Below are 14,422 nucleotides of genomic sequence, written 5' to 3'. Positions count from 1 at the left end.
TGCCGAGCCTGCGAGGCTGCGTCCGGCTGCGTAGCAGTCGTGAAAACACCCACCGAGGTCTTTCAGGTAATGCGCATACCCAGGATTTACGGCCGCTGCGCAGCCGGACGCAGCCTCGCAGGCTCGGCAGCTGCTACAAGATGCGTATGCACAATGGGATCAACCCTAGCCAATCCACACCCAACAAGCGAGGTTGGCGCGAATTGCACGCTCATTGGCCGGGATCGCAGCCATGGATCGATTGTCCGGTTTCGGGGGCCGGAACAGACTGAAACCCTCATCACGACGAGGAAAACTCCATGAGCACCATCATCGCCGGCATCAAGATCCCCGACAGCGCACTGGCCAAGGCCACCACCGAATACATCCGTGACATAGAGTCCGACCTGCTCTTCCACCACTCGCGCCGGGTCTTCCTGTTCGGCGCGCTGAGCGGCGAGCGCAAGCAACTGGCCTACAACCCGGAGTTGCTGTACGTCGGCGCGATGTTCCATGACCTGGGTCTAGTGCAAGGTCATCGCAGCGACAACGAGCGCTTCGAAGTCGATGGTGCCAACGCGGCAGCGGCGTTCCTCAAGCCTTACGGATTGAGCGATGACGATATCGAACAGGTCTGGCTATCGATTGCCCTGCACACCACACCGGGCGTGCCCCGGCACTTGCGGCCCACCGTGGCGCTGGTCACGGCCGGCGTCGAGATGGACGTGCTGGGCACGGACTACGCGGCGTTTTCCAGCGTGCAGCGCGAGGCGGTGGTGCATGCGCATCCACGGGGCGAGGGGTTCAAGGAGTGCATCATCTGCGCGTTTGCCGATGGCTTGCGTCATCGTCCGCAGACTACGTTCGGGAATGTGAAGACCGATGTGCTGGTGGATCAGGAGCCGGGGTTCAAGCCGATGAACTTTGTCGAGGTCATTCGCCAATCCCCGTGGATAGCCTGACCGCAGAAGAACCTGTGGGAGCGGGCTTGCCCGCGATGGCGGAGTATCAAACAACATCGATGATGAATGTACTGGCCCCATCGCGGGCAAGCCCGCTCCCACAGGATTTCCGGGTTGACTACAGGATTGTGGTCAACCCGGCATCAGGCTCAGGCCGCTTCCGGTGCCTGCGCGCGACGCACGTCCGGTTGCTTCCACGAATCGGCGGCCGCTTCTTCGATCGCCTGCTGGATCGCACGCTTGCGGCTTTCTTCGGCGCGACGGCTGAAGAACCAGACCATGAAGGTCACGATGGACACCGCCAACAGGATCAGGCTGGCCACGGCGTTGATCTCGGGCTTGACCCCAAGACGCACCGCCGAGAACACTTCCATCGGCAGGGTCGTGGAACCCGGACCCGACACGAAGCTCGCCAGCACCAGGTCATCGAGGGACAACGCGAACGACATCATGCCACCCGCTGCCAGCGAAGGCGCGATCATCGGGATGGTGATCAGGAAGAACACCTTCCACGGCCGTGCACCGAGGTCCATGGCTGCCTCTTCGATGGACAGATCCAGCTCGCGCAAGCGCGCCGAGACCACCACCGCCACATAGGCCGCACAGAACGTGGTGTGGGCGATCCAGATGGTGACGATGCCGCGTTCCTGCGGCCAGCCGATCATCTGCGCCATGGCCACGAACAGCAGCAACAGCGACAGACCGGTGATCACCTCAGGCATGACCAGCGGTGCGGTGACCAGGCCACCGAACAGGGTGCGGCCCTTGAAGCGCGTAATGCGCGTCAGGACGAACGCCGCCAGGGTACCCAGCGCCACCGCCGCCACCGCCGTGTAGCAGGCGATTTCCAGTGAGCGCACCACCGAACCCATCAGTTGGCTGTTGTCGAGCAGGCCGACGTACCACTTGATCGACCAGCCGCCCCACACCGTTACCAGTTTCGAGGCGTTGAACGAATAGATCACCAGGATCAGCATCGGCAGGTAGATGAACAACAGACCCAGTACCAGCATCAGGCTGGAGAAACGGAAGCGCTTCATTCTTTACCCTCCATTTCCTTGGCCTGACTGCGGTTGAACAGGATGATCGGCACAATCAGGATCGCCAGCATCACTACTGCCAGAGCGGACGCCACCGGCCAGTCACGGTTGTTGAAGAATTCTTGCCAGAGCACCTTACCGATCATCAGGGTTTCCGGACCGCCGAGCAGTTCCGGGATCACGAATTCGCCCACCACCGGGATGAACACCAGCATGCAGCCGGCGATGATGCCGTTTTTCGACAGCGGCACGGTGATTTTCCAGAAGCTGTTGAAGGTGCTCGAACCCAGGTCCGACGCAGCTTCCAGCAGGCTCTGGTCGTGCTTCACCAGGTTGGCGTACAGCGGCAGGATCATGAACGGCAGGTAGGAATAAACCACACCGATGTAGACCGCCAGGTTGGTATTGAGGATCTGCAGCGGCTCGTCGATCCAGCCCATGCTCATCAGGAAACCGTTGAGCAGGCCGTTGTTGCTGAGGATGCCCATCCACGCGTAAACGCGGATCAGGATTGCGGTCCAGGTCGGCATCATGATCAGCAGCACCAGCACCGTTTGCACTTCCTTGCGGGCAACGGAGATGCCGTAGGCCATCGGGTAGCCGATCAGCAGGCAGAGGATGGTGCTGAAAAGCGCCATCTTCAACGAGCCGAGGTAAGCGGCGATGTACAGTTCGTCACCGGCCAGCATCGCGTAGTTGCCAAGGTTAAGCAGCAACTGCAGCTTTTGCTCGGCGTAGCTGTAGATTTCCGTATAAGGCGGAATGGCCACGTCCGCTTCGGCGAAGCTGATCTTCAGAACGATGAAGAACGGCAGCATGAAGAACAGGAACAGCCAGATGAAGGGAACCCCGATGACCATCTGACGGCCCCCGGGAATTATTCGATTGAGGCGGCGTTTGAATTTGCGCATGTTCATGAGCGAAGTACCACGCCGCTGTCGTCTTCCCAATACACGTAGACCTGGTCACCCCAGGTCGGACGCTGCCCGCGACGCTCGGCGTTGGCCACGAACGACTGCACCAGCTTGCCGCTTGGCAGTTCGACGTAGAACACCGAGTGCCCGCCGAGGTAGGCGATGTCGTGGACCTTGCCGCTGGACCAGTTGTACTGGCAGGTCGGCATGTCGGCGGTGACCAGCAGCTTTTCCGGACGGATCGCGTAGGTGACCGACTTGTCCTGCACCGAAGTGCTGATGCCGTGGCCGACGTAGATCTGACGATCCAGGTCTTTGCAGGTAATGATCGCGTGGCCTTCGGCGTCGTCGATCACTTCGCCTTCGAAAATGTTCACGTTACCGATGAATTCGCAGACCAGGCGACTGGTCGGGGTTTCGTAGATGTCGATCGGGCTGCCGATCTGGGCGATCCAGCCCAGGTGCATGATCGCGATGCGCTCGGCCATGGTCATGGCCTCTTCCTGATCGTGGGTTACCATGACGCAGGTTACGCCGACGCGCTCGATGATCTCCACCAGCTCCAGCTGCATTTGCGAACGCAGCTTCTTGTCCAGTGCGCCCATGGGTTCGTCGAGCAGCAACAGCTTCGGTCGCTTGGCCAGGGAACGGGCCAGGGCCACGCGCTGACGCTGGCCGCCGGACAACTGATGCGGCTTGCGCTTGGCGTACTGGCTCATCTGTACCAGCTTGAGCATTTCGGCCACGCGGGCGTCGACTTCAGCCGCCGGGATCTTGTCCTGCTTGAGGCCGAAGGCGATGTTCTGCGCCACCGTCATGTGTGGGAACAAGGCGTAGGACTGGAACATCATGTTGATCGGCCGCTCGTAGGGCGGCATGTCAGTGATGTCTACGCCATCGAGGAAAATGCGCCCCTCCGTGGGCCGTTCGAAACCTGCGAGCATGCGCAGCAAAGTGGATTTGCCCGATCCCGAACCGCCGAGCAGGGCGAAGATCTCGCCTTTCTTGATTTCCAGGGACACATCGTCCACCGCAATCGTCTCGTCGAACTTCTTCGTGACCCGGTCGATTTTGACCAGCACCTGTTTAGGTTGCTGGTCGCCCTCGAGGGCTTTCTTATAGGCGCCGGAGGCAACTGCCATTTACGAAACTCCCAAAAAAAAGAGTGCAGTTCGCTCAAGGTGAGCCAACCTTGGATAGTTTGAGCCTTGAAGCTATTTACCCGACTTGACCTTGGTCCAGCTGCGGGTCATCAAACGTTGAATATTCGGTGGTAACTCGATCGACACGTAGGTCTTGTCGAGCACCTCTTGCGGTGGATAAACCGCTTCGTCGGTGCGAATGGACTGTTCCATCAGTTTGTCCGACCCCGGGTTGGGGTTGGCATAGCCGACGTAATCGCTGACCTGGGCAATTACCTCAGGCTTGAGCAAATAGTTGATGAAAGCGTGGGCCTGCTTGACGTTGGCCGAGTCCTTCGGAATCGCCAGCATGTCGAACCAGAGCGCGCCGCCCTCTTTCGGAATCGAGTAGGCGATGTTCACGCCTTTCTTGGCTTCTTCGGCGCGGTTCTTGGCCTGGAAGATGTCGCCGGAAAAACCGATCGCCACGCAGATATCGCCGTTGGCCAGATCCGCGATGTACTTGGAAGAGTGGAAGTAGGTCACGTAAGGCCGCACCGCGAGCAACTTCTCTTCGGCCTTTTTGTAATCTTCAGGGTTGGTGCTGTTGGCATTCAGGCCCATGTAGTTGAGCACTGTCGGCATCATTTCATCGGCGGAATCAAGGAACGCGACGCCACAGCTGTGCAGCTTCTTGATGTTTTCCGGCTCGAACAAAACACCCCAGGAGTCGATCTTGTCGACGCCCAGCACGGCCTTGACCTTGTCGACGTTGTAACCGATGCCGTTGGTGCCCCACAGGTACGGCACGGCGTACAGGTTGCCCGGATCGTTCTGCTCCAGTCGCTTGAGCAGCACCGGGTCGAGGTTCGAATAGTTCGGCAGCTGCGACTTGTCGAGCTTCTGGAATGCCCCGGCCTTGATCTGTTTGCCGAGGAAGTGGTTCGACGGCACGACCACGTCGTAGCCGGTACGCCCCGCCAGCAATTTACCCTCAAGGGTTTCGTTGGAATCGAAGACGTCATAAACCGGCTTGATACCGGTAGCTTTCTGGAAATCGGCCAGGGTGGTCTCGCCGATGTAGTCCGACCAGTTATAAATATGCACGGTACCGGCGGCCTGGACACTGACAGCAATTGTCAGCCCGGCAGTCACCAGCATGGCATTGCGCAACATAGAAAAAATAGGCAAGTGGAGGTCCTCTGAAATTAGTTGGGCCCAAGTTGCCCCGCGCTACATGACAACCGTGGTTGCCCGGCAACAAAACCGGCGCGCAACTTACCCTCGAAAAACCGTTCCAGCAAAACTTTCTGTCATTTAATTGCACCTGTTGTCGCCACCGCGCGGGTGACGGCAACAGGTTGTTGCATCAAACCGGCTTATTTGCCGGATTTGATCTTGGTCCAGCTGCGGGTCATGATCCGCTGGGTCGCGGCCGGCAAGTCGGCAATCGCGTACAGCTTGGCCAGCACGTCCGCTGGTGGGTAAACGCCCGGGTCGCTGGTGATGTCTTTATCGACCAACGCAGTTGCAGCCGCGTTACCGTTCGGGAAACGCACGGCGTTGGTGATTTCAGCCATGATTTCCGGCTTCTGCAGGAAGGTCATGAACTTGTAGGCGCCTTCGACGTTTTCGGCATCTTTAGGGATGGCGACCATGTCGTAGAAACTGCCGGCACCTTCTTTGGGAATGTTGTAGCTGACTTTCACCTTGTCACCGGCTTCTTCCGCACGGGACTTGGCCTGGTAAATGTCACCCGAGTAACCCACGGCCACGCAGATGTTGCCGTTGGCCAGGTCGGAGATGTACTTGGACGAGTGGAAGTAACCTACCGAAGGACGGATTTTCAGGAACAGCGCTTCGGCTTCGGCCAGTTGTTTCTTGTCCTGGCTGTCGGTTGGATAGCCCAGGTAGTGCAACGCCACCGGAATCATCTCGGTTGGCGAATCGAGGAAACTGATACCGCACGACTTCAACTTCGCGGCGTTTTCAGGTTTGAACAGCAGGTCCCAGGAGTTGGTCGGTGCATCGGCACCCAGCGCAGCCTTGACCTTCTCGGGGTTGAAGCCGATACCGATCGAACCCCACATGTACGGGAAGGCGTGCTCGTTGCCCGGGTCGCTCACGGAAACGGCCTTGAGCAGGTCGGTGTTCAGGTTCTTCCAGTTAGGCAGCTTGGACTTGTCCAGCTTCTGGTAGACGCCAGCCTTGATCTGCTTGGCCAGGAAGTTGTTCGACGGTACAACGATGTCGTAACCGGACTTGCCTGCGAGCAACTTGGCTTCCAGGGTTTCGTTGCTGTCGAAGACGTCATAGACAACCTTGATGCCCGACTCGTCTTCAAACTTCTTGACGGTGTCCGGCGCGATGTAGTCGGACCAGTTGTACACGTGCAGTACTTTGTCATCGGCCTGAACCGCGCCCGCCATCAAGCCCATCACGGACATGGCAAGCAGAGTCTTGCCTGCGAGCTTTTTACCTAGTGCCTTCATGCGTAATGCTCCAAATTTTTCTTTTTTGAACCACTTGTTCAGCGACCGAACCCGGGCAACTGGAACCGCGGCTAGTCTGGCAAGATCCACATCGGTCTTTCAAGGAAACGGTCACGCTTTCTGACAGTTCTGAGCGAAAGTTCCTACTACATATGTAGAACTTTGGACTTCCGCTCAGAGACTAGCACTTAGCCCTGCAATGCACTCAGGGTCAGGTCAAGACACTTGCGAGCTTTGGTCACCAGCTCATCGATTTCCGCCGGTGTAATCACCAGTGGCGGAGCGATGATCATGGTGTCGCCGACGGCGCGCATGATCAGGCCGTTATCGAAGCAGAACTGGCGGCAGATCATGCCGACGCCCTTGCCTTCGTAACGCTTGCGCGTGGCCTTGTCCTGGACCAGTTCGATGGCCCCCAACAAACCCACCCCACGAACTTCGCCCACCAGCGGGTGATCGTTCAGTTCCCGCAGACGCTTTTGCAAATACGGTGCCGTTTCTGCATGAACGCGCTCGATAATTTTCTCGTCGCGCATGATGCGGATGTTTTCCAGCGCCACCGCGGCAGCTACCGGGTGACCGGAATAGGTGAAGCCGTGGTTGAAATCGCCGCCTTCGTTGAGCACGTCCACCACTTCATCACGCACGATCAGGCCGCCCATCGGGATGTAGCCCGAGGTCAGGCCCTTGGCGATAGTCATCATGTCCGGCTTGAGGTCGTAGAAATCAGCACCGAACCACTCGCCGGTACGACCGAAACCGCAAATCACTTCGTCAGCCACGAAGAGGATGTCGTACTTGGCGAGGATTTCCTTGATGCGCGGCCAGTAGGTCTCTGGCGGAATGATCACGCCACCGGCGCCCTGGATCGGCTCGGCAATGAAGGCACCGACGTTGTCGACACCGACTTCCAGAATCTTTTCTTCCAGCTGGTTGGCCGCCCAGATACCGAACTCTTCCGGGGTCATGTCGCCGCCTTCGGCGAACCAGTACGGCTGGGCGATATGGACGATGCCCGGGATCGGCAAGTCGCCCTGTTCGTGCATGTAGGTCATGCCGCCCAGACTCGCGCCGGCCACGGTGGAACCGTGATAGCCGTTCTTGCGGCTGATGATGACTTTCTTGTTCGGCTGGCCCTTGATCGCCCAGTAGTGACGAACCATGCGCAGCATGGTGTCGTTGCCTTCGGAGCCGGAACCGGTGAAGAACACGTGGTTCATGCCTTGCGGCGCGATATCGGCGATAGCCTTGGCCAGCTCCAATACCGGCGGGTGCGCAGTCTGGAAGAACAGGTTGTAGTAAGGCAGTTCGCGCATCTGTTTACTGGCGGCATCGGCCAGTTCATCGCGACCATAACCAATTGCGACACACCACAGGCCGGCCATGCCGTCGAGGATCTTGTTGCCTTCGCTGTCCCAGAGGTAAACGCCCTTGGCATTGGTGATGATCCGCGGGCCTTTCTCTTTCAGCTGCTTGAAGTCGCTGAACGGAGCCAGGTGGTGATCGTTGCTCAGGGTTTGCCATTCACGGGTTTGCGGGTTGTTGCTGGTCATGTGAATCTCCTAAAAAAAATCAGGTGAAGGCGCCGCCAGGCAGCGGCGGCGCCCGGCGTATCAGACGGCAAAGAGCAGGAATTCCCTTTCCCACGAACTGATCACGCGCTTGAAGTTTTCATGCTCGGCCCGCTTGACCGCGACGTAGCCAGTGATGAAATTCTTGCCCAGGTACCGCTCGATGGTCGCGCTGTTTTCCATGCGTTCCAGCGCGTCTTCGATGGTCAGCGGCAGGCGCAGGTTGCGGCGTTCATAGCCACGCCCTACCACCGGCGCACTGGGGTTCAGGCCTTCGACCATGCCGATGTAACCGCAGAGCAGGCTCGCGGCAATCGCCAGGTACGGGTTGGCATCGGCGCCCGGCAGGCGGTTTTCCACCCGACGGTTATTTGGCCCGGCATCCGGCACCCGCAGGCCCACGGTACGGTTCTCTTCGCCCCACTCCACGTTCACCGGAGCCGAGGTATCCGGCAGGAAGCGGCGAAACGAGTTGACGTTGGGTGCGAACAGCGGCAACAGTTCGGGAATGAGTTTCTGCAGACCACCGATGTGGTGCAGGAACAACTGGCTCATGGTCCCGTCTTCATTGGAGAAGATGTTCTTGCCGGTCTCGATGTCGATGATGCTCTGGTGCAAGTGCATGGCACTGCCCGGCTCGCCGGTCATCGGTTTGGCCATAAAGGTCGCGGCCACGTCGTGCTTGAGCGCGGCTTCGCGCATGGTGCGCTTGAACACCAGGATCTGGTCGGCCAGAGACAGGGCATCGCCGTGACGGAAGTTGATTTCCATCTGCGCCGTGCCGTCCTCATGGATCAGCGTGTCGAGGTCCAGGTCCTGCAGTTCGCACCAGTCGTAAACGTCTTCGAACAGCGGATCGAATTCGTTCGCCGCTTCGATGGAGAACGACTGGCGACCGATTTCCGGACGACCGGAGCGGCCGATCGGCGGTTGCAGCGGGTAGTCCGGGTCGTCACTGCGCTTGGTCAGGTAAAACTCCATTTCCGGCGCGACGATCGGCTGCCAGCCTTTGTCGGTATAGAGTTTCAGGACTTTCTTGAGCACATTGCGCGGCGACAGCTCGATCGGGTTGCCTTGCTTGTCGTAGGTATCGTGGATGACGATGGCGGTCGGCTCGATGGCCCACGGCACCAGGTACACCGCACTCTGGTCGGGACGGCAGATCATGTCGATGTCGGCCGGGTCGAGCAGCTCGTAATAGATGTCGTCTTCGACGTAATCGCCGGTCACTGTCTGCAACAGCACGCTTTCTGGCAGGCGCATGCCCTTTTCGGCGATGAATTTGTTGGTCGGCGAAATCTTGCCCCGGGTAATCCCGGTCAAGTCGGCGATCATGCATTCGACTTCTGTGATCTTGTGGTTTTTCAACCAATCGGTGAGCTGGTCGAGGTTGTTACTCATAAATGCCTCTAGGCTTGAGTTGTCTGACCCTTTTAAAGTCAGGCGTTGTTTGACGCATCGGCGTCGCGTTGTAGAGCGTTTGCGCGGCAGATTATCGTGCTTGCCGACACGGCTGCAGAAGCCGGGCGTGCAGAATCGCGAGCGGTGCCCTGAACGATGGTCAGGCCGCTATTGTGAATCGGTTCTATATTGAATGGAGTAACCGTAATGGGGGTGCCATCGCGACCGTCCAGAATATCGGACGGGGACGGTCGAACCGTCACGGATGGGAGGATCACCAGAACCGCTGAGGCCACGGAACGGACGGACGTGTCATCACTGATGTGATAAACATGCCGACCGACCTGTCTTGAGCAGTCGGTGACGCCGATTATCGGCAGGCGAGACATGAAGCACCCCGGTATTATTGCTGTTATGGGTTTGATTCGAGCTTAGCCTTGTTCATTTTTTTACACAACACCCCCGTAAAAAATACAACACGGCCCGCTCAAGCCTGCGGGCGCCATAGAGGCCAAAGGCATAAAAACGCCCTAAAGTGCCTCAAAAAAGCCACACGGGCGCTTTTTTAGGGCAAAAAAGGCCTCGCTTGACTTCGGCATGCCGTTCGGGTTGACTGGAATCTGAAAAGATCAATGATTGATATTTTTAACAACAAAGGTGTTGCATCATGTCGGTACCCCCGCGTGCCGTTCAGCTTAACGAAGCGAACGCGTTCCTTAAGGAACATCCTGAGGTTCTGTACGTTGACCTTCTGATTGCGGATATGAATGGTGTGGTGCGCGGCAAGCGCATTGAACGCACCAGCCTCCACAAGGTTTACGAGAAAGGCATCAACCTGCCGGCCTCTCTATTTGCTCTGGATATCAATGGCTCGACGGTGGAAAGCACCGGCCTGGGCCTGGACATCGGTGATGCTGACCGAATCTGCTATCCAATCCCCGATACTCTATGCAACGAGCCATGGCAGAAGCGCCCGACCGCGCAACTGTTGATGACCATGCACGAACTCGAAGGCGAGCCATTCTTCGCCGACCCGCGTGAAGTGCTGGCCAATGTGGTGCGCAAGTTCGACGAAATGGGCCTGACCATCTGCGCCGCGTTCGAACTGGAGTTCTACCTGATCGACCAGGAGAACGTGAACGGTCGTCCGCAACCACCTCGCTCGCCGGTTTCCGGTAAACGTCCGCACTCGACACAGGTCTACCTGATCGACGACCTCGACGAATACGTCGACTGCCTCCAGGACATTCTGGAAGGTGCCAAGGAGCAAGGCATTCCGGCCGACGCCATCGTCAAGGAAAGTGCCCCGGCGCAGTTCGAAGTGAACCTGCACCACGTGGCTGACCCGATCAAGGCCTGCGACTACGCGGTCCTGCTCAAGCGCCTGATCAAGAACATCGCCTACGACCATGAAATGGACACCACCTTCATGGCCAAGCCTTACCCGGGCCAGGCGGGTAATGGTCTGCACGTCCACATCTCGATTCTCGACAAAGACGGCAAGAACATTTTTGCCAGTGAGGATCCCGAGCAGAACGCCGCACTGCGTCACGCGATCGGCGGTGTGCTCGAGACCCTACCGGCGCAGATGGCCTTCCTCTGCCCGAACGTCAACTCCTACCGTCGTTTCGGCGCACAGTTCTACGTGCCGAACTCGCCGTGCTGGGGTCTGGATAACCGTACCGTGGCGATTCGCGTACCGACCGGTTCCTCCGACGCCGTGCGCATCGAGCATCGTGTAGCCGGCGCCGATGCCAACCCGTACCTGCTGATGGCTTCGGTTTTGGCAGGCGTGCACCACGGCCTGACCAACAAGATCGAGCCTGGCGCCCCGGTCGAAGGCAACAGCTACGAGCAGAACGAGCAGAGCCTGCCGAACAACCTGCGTGATGCACTGCGCGAGCTGGACGACAGCGAAGTCATGGCCAGGTACATCGATCCGAAATACATCGATATCTTCGTGGCCTGTAAAGAGAGCGAGCTGGAGGAGTTCGAACACTCCATCTCCGACCTCGAGTACAACTGGTACCTGCATACCGTTTAATCGGTTGCAGCAAAAAAACGCCGCCGGCTGTAAAAGCCTGCGGCGTTTTTTTATGGCCGCCTGCGGCGGATCGCTGGCAAGCCAGCTCCCACAGGGTTCTTTGTCGACCACAAATCGGGTGTACGAAACCAATCCCTGGGGGAGCGGGCTTGCTCCGGGCGGCGTTCCGACGATGGCGGCCGACGAGACAACACACAACCCGACTCGTACAATGCCCGCTGCCCCGCAGGAGACTCCAATGACACGCGTAGCCACCCCCCGCAAACCCCGCGCACGCAGCCAGGCCCGGATCGATTCGATACTCGATGCCGCCCGAACGCTGTTGGCCGCCGAGGGTGTGGCCAGCCTGTCGATCTACAGCGTCGCCGAGCGCGCAGAGATTCCGCCCTCCTCGGTCTACCACTTCTTTGCCAGCGTGCCAGCGTTGCTCGAAGCCTTGACCGCCGACGTCCATGCGGCCTTCCGCGCCTGCCTGCAAGCGCCCATCGACCACCTCGCCTTGAATGGCTGGCGCGATCTTTCGCGACTGGTGGAACAACGCATGCTCGATATCTATGCAGAGGATGCTGCCGCCCGCCAACTCATTCTGGCCCAGCACGGCCTGACCGAAGTCACCCAGGCCGACCGCCAGCACGACATCGAACTGGGCGACCTGATGCACAAGCTGTTCGACCATCACTTCGAGCTGCCGACGTTGCCGAGTGATGTCGATGTGTTCGCCCTGGCCATGGAACTGGGCGACCGGGTGTATGCGCGCTCGGTGCAGCAGCACGGGCAGATTACGCCGCGCATGGCCGAGGAAGGCATGCGGGTGTTTGATGCTTATGTGGGGTTGTATTTACCGCCGTATCTGCCCAAGCGCAGCATTCCAGCCTGACGGCCTCTTCGACTTGCTCGCGAAGGCCACATTACCGTTCTTACTGAATCACACGCACAAAAAAACCCGAAGGGCTCAAACCCTTCGGGGTTGTTGTTTACGCATGTGCCTTACAACTTGGCGATCGACACCTCGGTGGATTTCACAAACGCGATCACTTCACTGCCCACCGCCAGTTCCAGCTCTTTCACCGAGCGCGTGGTGATCACCGAAGTGACAATGCCGGAAGCGGTCTGCACGTCGATTTCCGAGAGTACGTCGCCGAGGACGATTTCCTTGATGGAGCCTTTGAACTGGTTACGAACGTTGATGGCCTTGATAGTCATTTTATTTCTCCTGGGGTCGAAATGAGCTGCAAGTGGCAAGCTTCAAGCCGCAAGTAGAAGCGAGGTGCTCCTTCTTGCAGCTTTAAGCTTGAAGCTTGCCGCTGCTTTATTGCGCCCAACGCAATTGCGTAGGCAAGGGTGAAACAGGTTCCGGTTCCGCCGGTTGGCCGGGTAGCGCCAGCACGCGATTGAGCACTTCGGTTTCCAGCGCCGCCAGCCGATGGGAGCCACGAACCCGAGGCCGCGGCAGCTCCACATGCAGGTCGAGGCCGACTTCTCCGTCTTCGATCAGGATCACCCGATCGGCAATCGCCACGGCTTCACTGACGTCATGGGTCACCAGCAACACCGTGAAGTCGTGCTGCTGCCAGAGCCGCTCGATCAGTTGCTGCATTTCAATTCGGGTCAGGGCATCCAGCGCCCCCAAGGGTTCGTCGAGCAACAGCAGGCGCGGCTGATGAATCAATGCACGGGCTAAAGCCACGCGTTGCTTCTGCCCACCGGACAGCGCGGCCGGCCACTCGTGGGCGCGATCGGCCAGGCCCACCGCTTCCAAGGCTTCAAGCGCTTGCGGCCGCCAGTTGCCCTTGAGGCCCAGGCCGACGTTGTCGATGATCTTTTTCCACGGCAGCAAACGCGCCTCCTGGAACATCAGCCGCGTGTCTTCCCGCGCCTCACTCAATGGAGCGGCACCGGCGAGCAACTCACCGCCGGTTGGTTGATCGAGACCGGCGAGCAAGCGCAGCAAGGTACTTTTGCCGCAGCCGCTGCGACCGACCACAGCGACAAACTGGCCCGCCGGAATGTGCAGATCGATCTCGCGCAACACCTGCCGTGCACCGAAGGTTTTTTGCAACTTGCGCACCACCAGCGGAGTCCCGCGCAGCAGGCGTGGGGGTTGTTGGGCAGTCATACCGAACCTCCCCTGGCAACCTGATACGCCGGGTGCCAGCGCAACCACACTCGTTCAAGTCCACGGGCTGCGAGGTCGGCCAGTTTGCCGAGCACCGCATACAACAGAATCGCCAGCACCACCACGTCGGTCTGCAGGAATTCCCGGGCGTTCATTGCCAGATAGCCGATACCGGAACTCGCGGAAATGGTTTCCGCCACGATCAACGTCAGCCACATGAAGCCCAGGGCGAAGCGCACGCCGACCAGAATCGAAGGCAGTGCCCCCGGCAGAATCACCTGCCAGAACAGGCTGAAACCGCTCAGGCCATAGCTGCGCGCCATCTCCACCAGCGCCGGGTCGACGTTGCGGATGCCGTGATAGGTGTTGAGGTAGATCGGGAACAACGTACCCAGCGCCACCAGGAAAATCTTCGCTGACTCGTCGATGCCGAACCACAGGATCACCAGTGGAATCAGCGCCAGGTGCGGCACGTTGCGGATCATCTGTACCGAACTGTCGAGCAAGCGCTCGCCCCACTTCGACAGGCCTGTGATGAAGCCGAGCGTCAGGCCAATGCCACCACCGATGGTGAAACCCAGCGCGGCACGCCAGCCACTGATCGCCAGGTGCGTCCAGATTTCGCCACTGCGCACCAGGCTCACGCCGGCCTCGATCACGGCGATGGGCGCCGGCAGGATCCGTGTCGACAACCAACCCGCCGACACACTCAACTGCCACACCACCAGCAACAACACCGGAAACGCCCAGGGCGCCAGGCTGTGGATGATTTTATTCATGAC

Annotated in this window: 13 protein-coding genes; 3 read left to right on the top strand and 10 right to left on the bottom strand. The window is 59.0% G+C overall.

What is annotated here, in order from left to right; translation table 11 throughout:
* The first annotated feature begins 299 nt into the window (after nucleotides 1-299).
* Entirely contained in the window at nucleotides 300-941 is a 642-nt protein-coding gene (locus PMI34_RS18290) for an HD domain-containing protein (protein WP_008048753.1), read from the top strand.
* A 149-nt stretch (nucleotides 942-1,090) separates the two neighbouring features.
* Here PMI34_RS18290 and PMI34_RS18295 read toward each other — a convergent pair whose 3' ends face one another.
* From PMI34_RS18295 to PMI34_RS18325, 7 genes are all read right to left on the bottom strand, one after another.
* Complete coding sequence (locus PMI34_RS18295) at nucleotides 1,091-1,981, bottom strand: ABC transporter permease subunit (RefSeq protein WP_008048751.1); 891 nt, start codon at nucleotides 1,979-1,981, stop codon at nucleotides 1,091-1,093.
* Nucleotides 1,978-2,859 carry an ABC transporter permease subunit gene (locus PMI34_RS18300; protein ID WP_191622238.1) on the bottom strand — a complete coding sequence of 294 codons (882 nt, stop codon included), beginning with the start codon at nucleotides 2,857-2,859 and terminating at the stop codon, nucleotides 1,978-1,980. Before PMI34_RS18300 ends, PMI34_RS18295 begins: the two co-directional genes overlap by 4 nt.
* A 35-nt stretch (nucleotides 2,860-2,894) precedes the next feature.
* Complete coding sequence (locus tag PMI34_RS18305; protein WP_008048747.1) at nucleotides 2,895-4,037, bottom strand: ABC transporter ATP-binding protein; 1,143 nt, start codon at nucleotides 4,035-4,037, stop codon at nucleotides 2,895-2,897.
* Nucleotides 4,038-4,109: 72 nt separating this feature from the next.
* On the bottom strand, nucleotides 4,110-5,207 hold the full coding sequence (locus PMI34_RS18310) for a polyamine ABC transporter substrate-binding protein (protein ID WP_008048746.1): 1,098 nt from the start codon (nucleotides 5,205-5,207) through the stop codon (nucleotides 4,110-4,112).
* A gap of 188 nt (nucleotides 5,208-5,395) precedes the next feature.
* Entirely contained in the window at nucleotides 5,396-6,508 is a 1,113-nt protein-coding gene (locus PMI34_RS18315) for a polyamine ABC transporter substrate-binding protein (protein WP_008048745.1), read from the bottom strand.
* Nucleotides 6,509-6,696: 188 nt separating this feature from the next.
* Nucleotides 6,697-8,061: an aspartate aminotransferase family protein gene (locus PMI34_RS18320; RefSeq protein WP_008048744.1), complete on the bottom strand. Its 1,365-nt coding sequence runs from the start codon at nucleotides 8,059-8,061 to the stop codon at nucleotides 6,697-6,699.
* A 60-nt stretch (nucleotides 8,062-8,121) separates the two neighbouring features.
* Nucleotides 8,122-9,480, bottom strand: coding sequence for a glutamine synthetase family protein (locus PMI34_RS18325; RefSeq protein WP_008048742.1), 1,359 nt, complete (start codon nucleotides 9,478-9,480; stop codon nucleotides 8,122-8,124).
* Nucleotides 9,481-10,147: 667 nt separating this feature from the next.
* On the opposite strand from PMI34_RS18325, the gene PMI34_RS18330 reads away from it, so the two are divergent.
* Together PMI34_RS18330 and PMI34_RS18335 are read left to right on the top strand one after the other, a co-directional pair.
* Entirely contained in the window at nucleotides 10,148-11,524 is a 1,377-nt protein-coding gene (locus tag PMI34_RS18330) for a glutamine synthetase family protein (RefSeq protein WP_008048741.1), read from the top strand.
* Nucleotides 11,525-11,762: 238 nt separating this feature from the next.
* Complete coding sequence (locus PMI34_RS18335) at nucleotides 11,763-12,401, top strand: TetR/AcrR family transcriptional regulator (protein WP_008048740.1); 639 nt, start codon at nucleotides 11,763-11,765, stop codon at nucleotides 12,399-12,401.
* Between the two features lie 110 nt (nucleotides 12,402-12,511).
* Here PMI34_RS18335 and PMI34_RS18340 read toward each other — a convergent pair whose 3' ends face one another.
* The 3 genes from PMI34_RS18340 to ssuC all read right to left on the bottom strand — a co-directional run bounded on the left by PMI34_RS18340 (nucleotide 12,512) and on the right by ssuC (nucleotide 14,419).
* A complete protein-coding gene (locus PMI34_RS18340; protein ID WP_007967989.1) occupies nucleotides 12,512-12,727 on the bottom strand; it encodes a TOBE domain-containing protein in 216 nt (71 codons plus the stop codon).
* A 106-nt stretch (nucleotides 12,728-12,833) separates the two neighbouring features.
* Nucleotides 12,834-13,640 (bottom strand): aliphatic sulfonates ABC transporter ATP-binding protein, encoded by an 807-nt coding sequence (gene ssuB / locus PMI34_RS18345; protein WP_008048739.1) that lies wholly within the window; start codon nucleotides 13,638-13,640, stop codon nucleotides 12,834-12,836.
* Nucleotides 13,637-14,419, bottom strand: a complete 783-nt coding sequence (gene ssuC, locus PMI34_RS18350; RefSeq protein ID WP_008048738.1) for an aliphatic sulfonate ABC transporter permease SsuC — start codon at nucleotides 14,417-14,419, stop codon at nucleotides 13,637-13,639. Before ssuC ends, ssuB begins: the two co-directional genes overlap by 4 nt.
* Nucleotides 14,420-14,422: the final 3 nt, after the last annotated feature.

It is taken from the genome of Pseudomonas sp. GM74, assembly GCF_000282455.1.
Classification (GTDB): Bacteria; Pseudomonadota; Gammaproteobacteria; order Pseudomonadales; family Pseudomonadaceae; genus Aquipseudomonas.
This window is presented reverse-complemented; position numbering and strand designations above follow the sequence as displayed.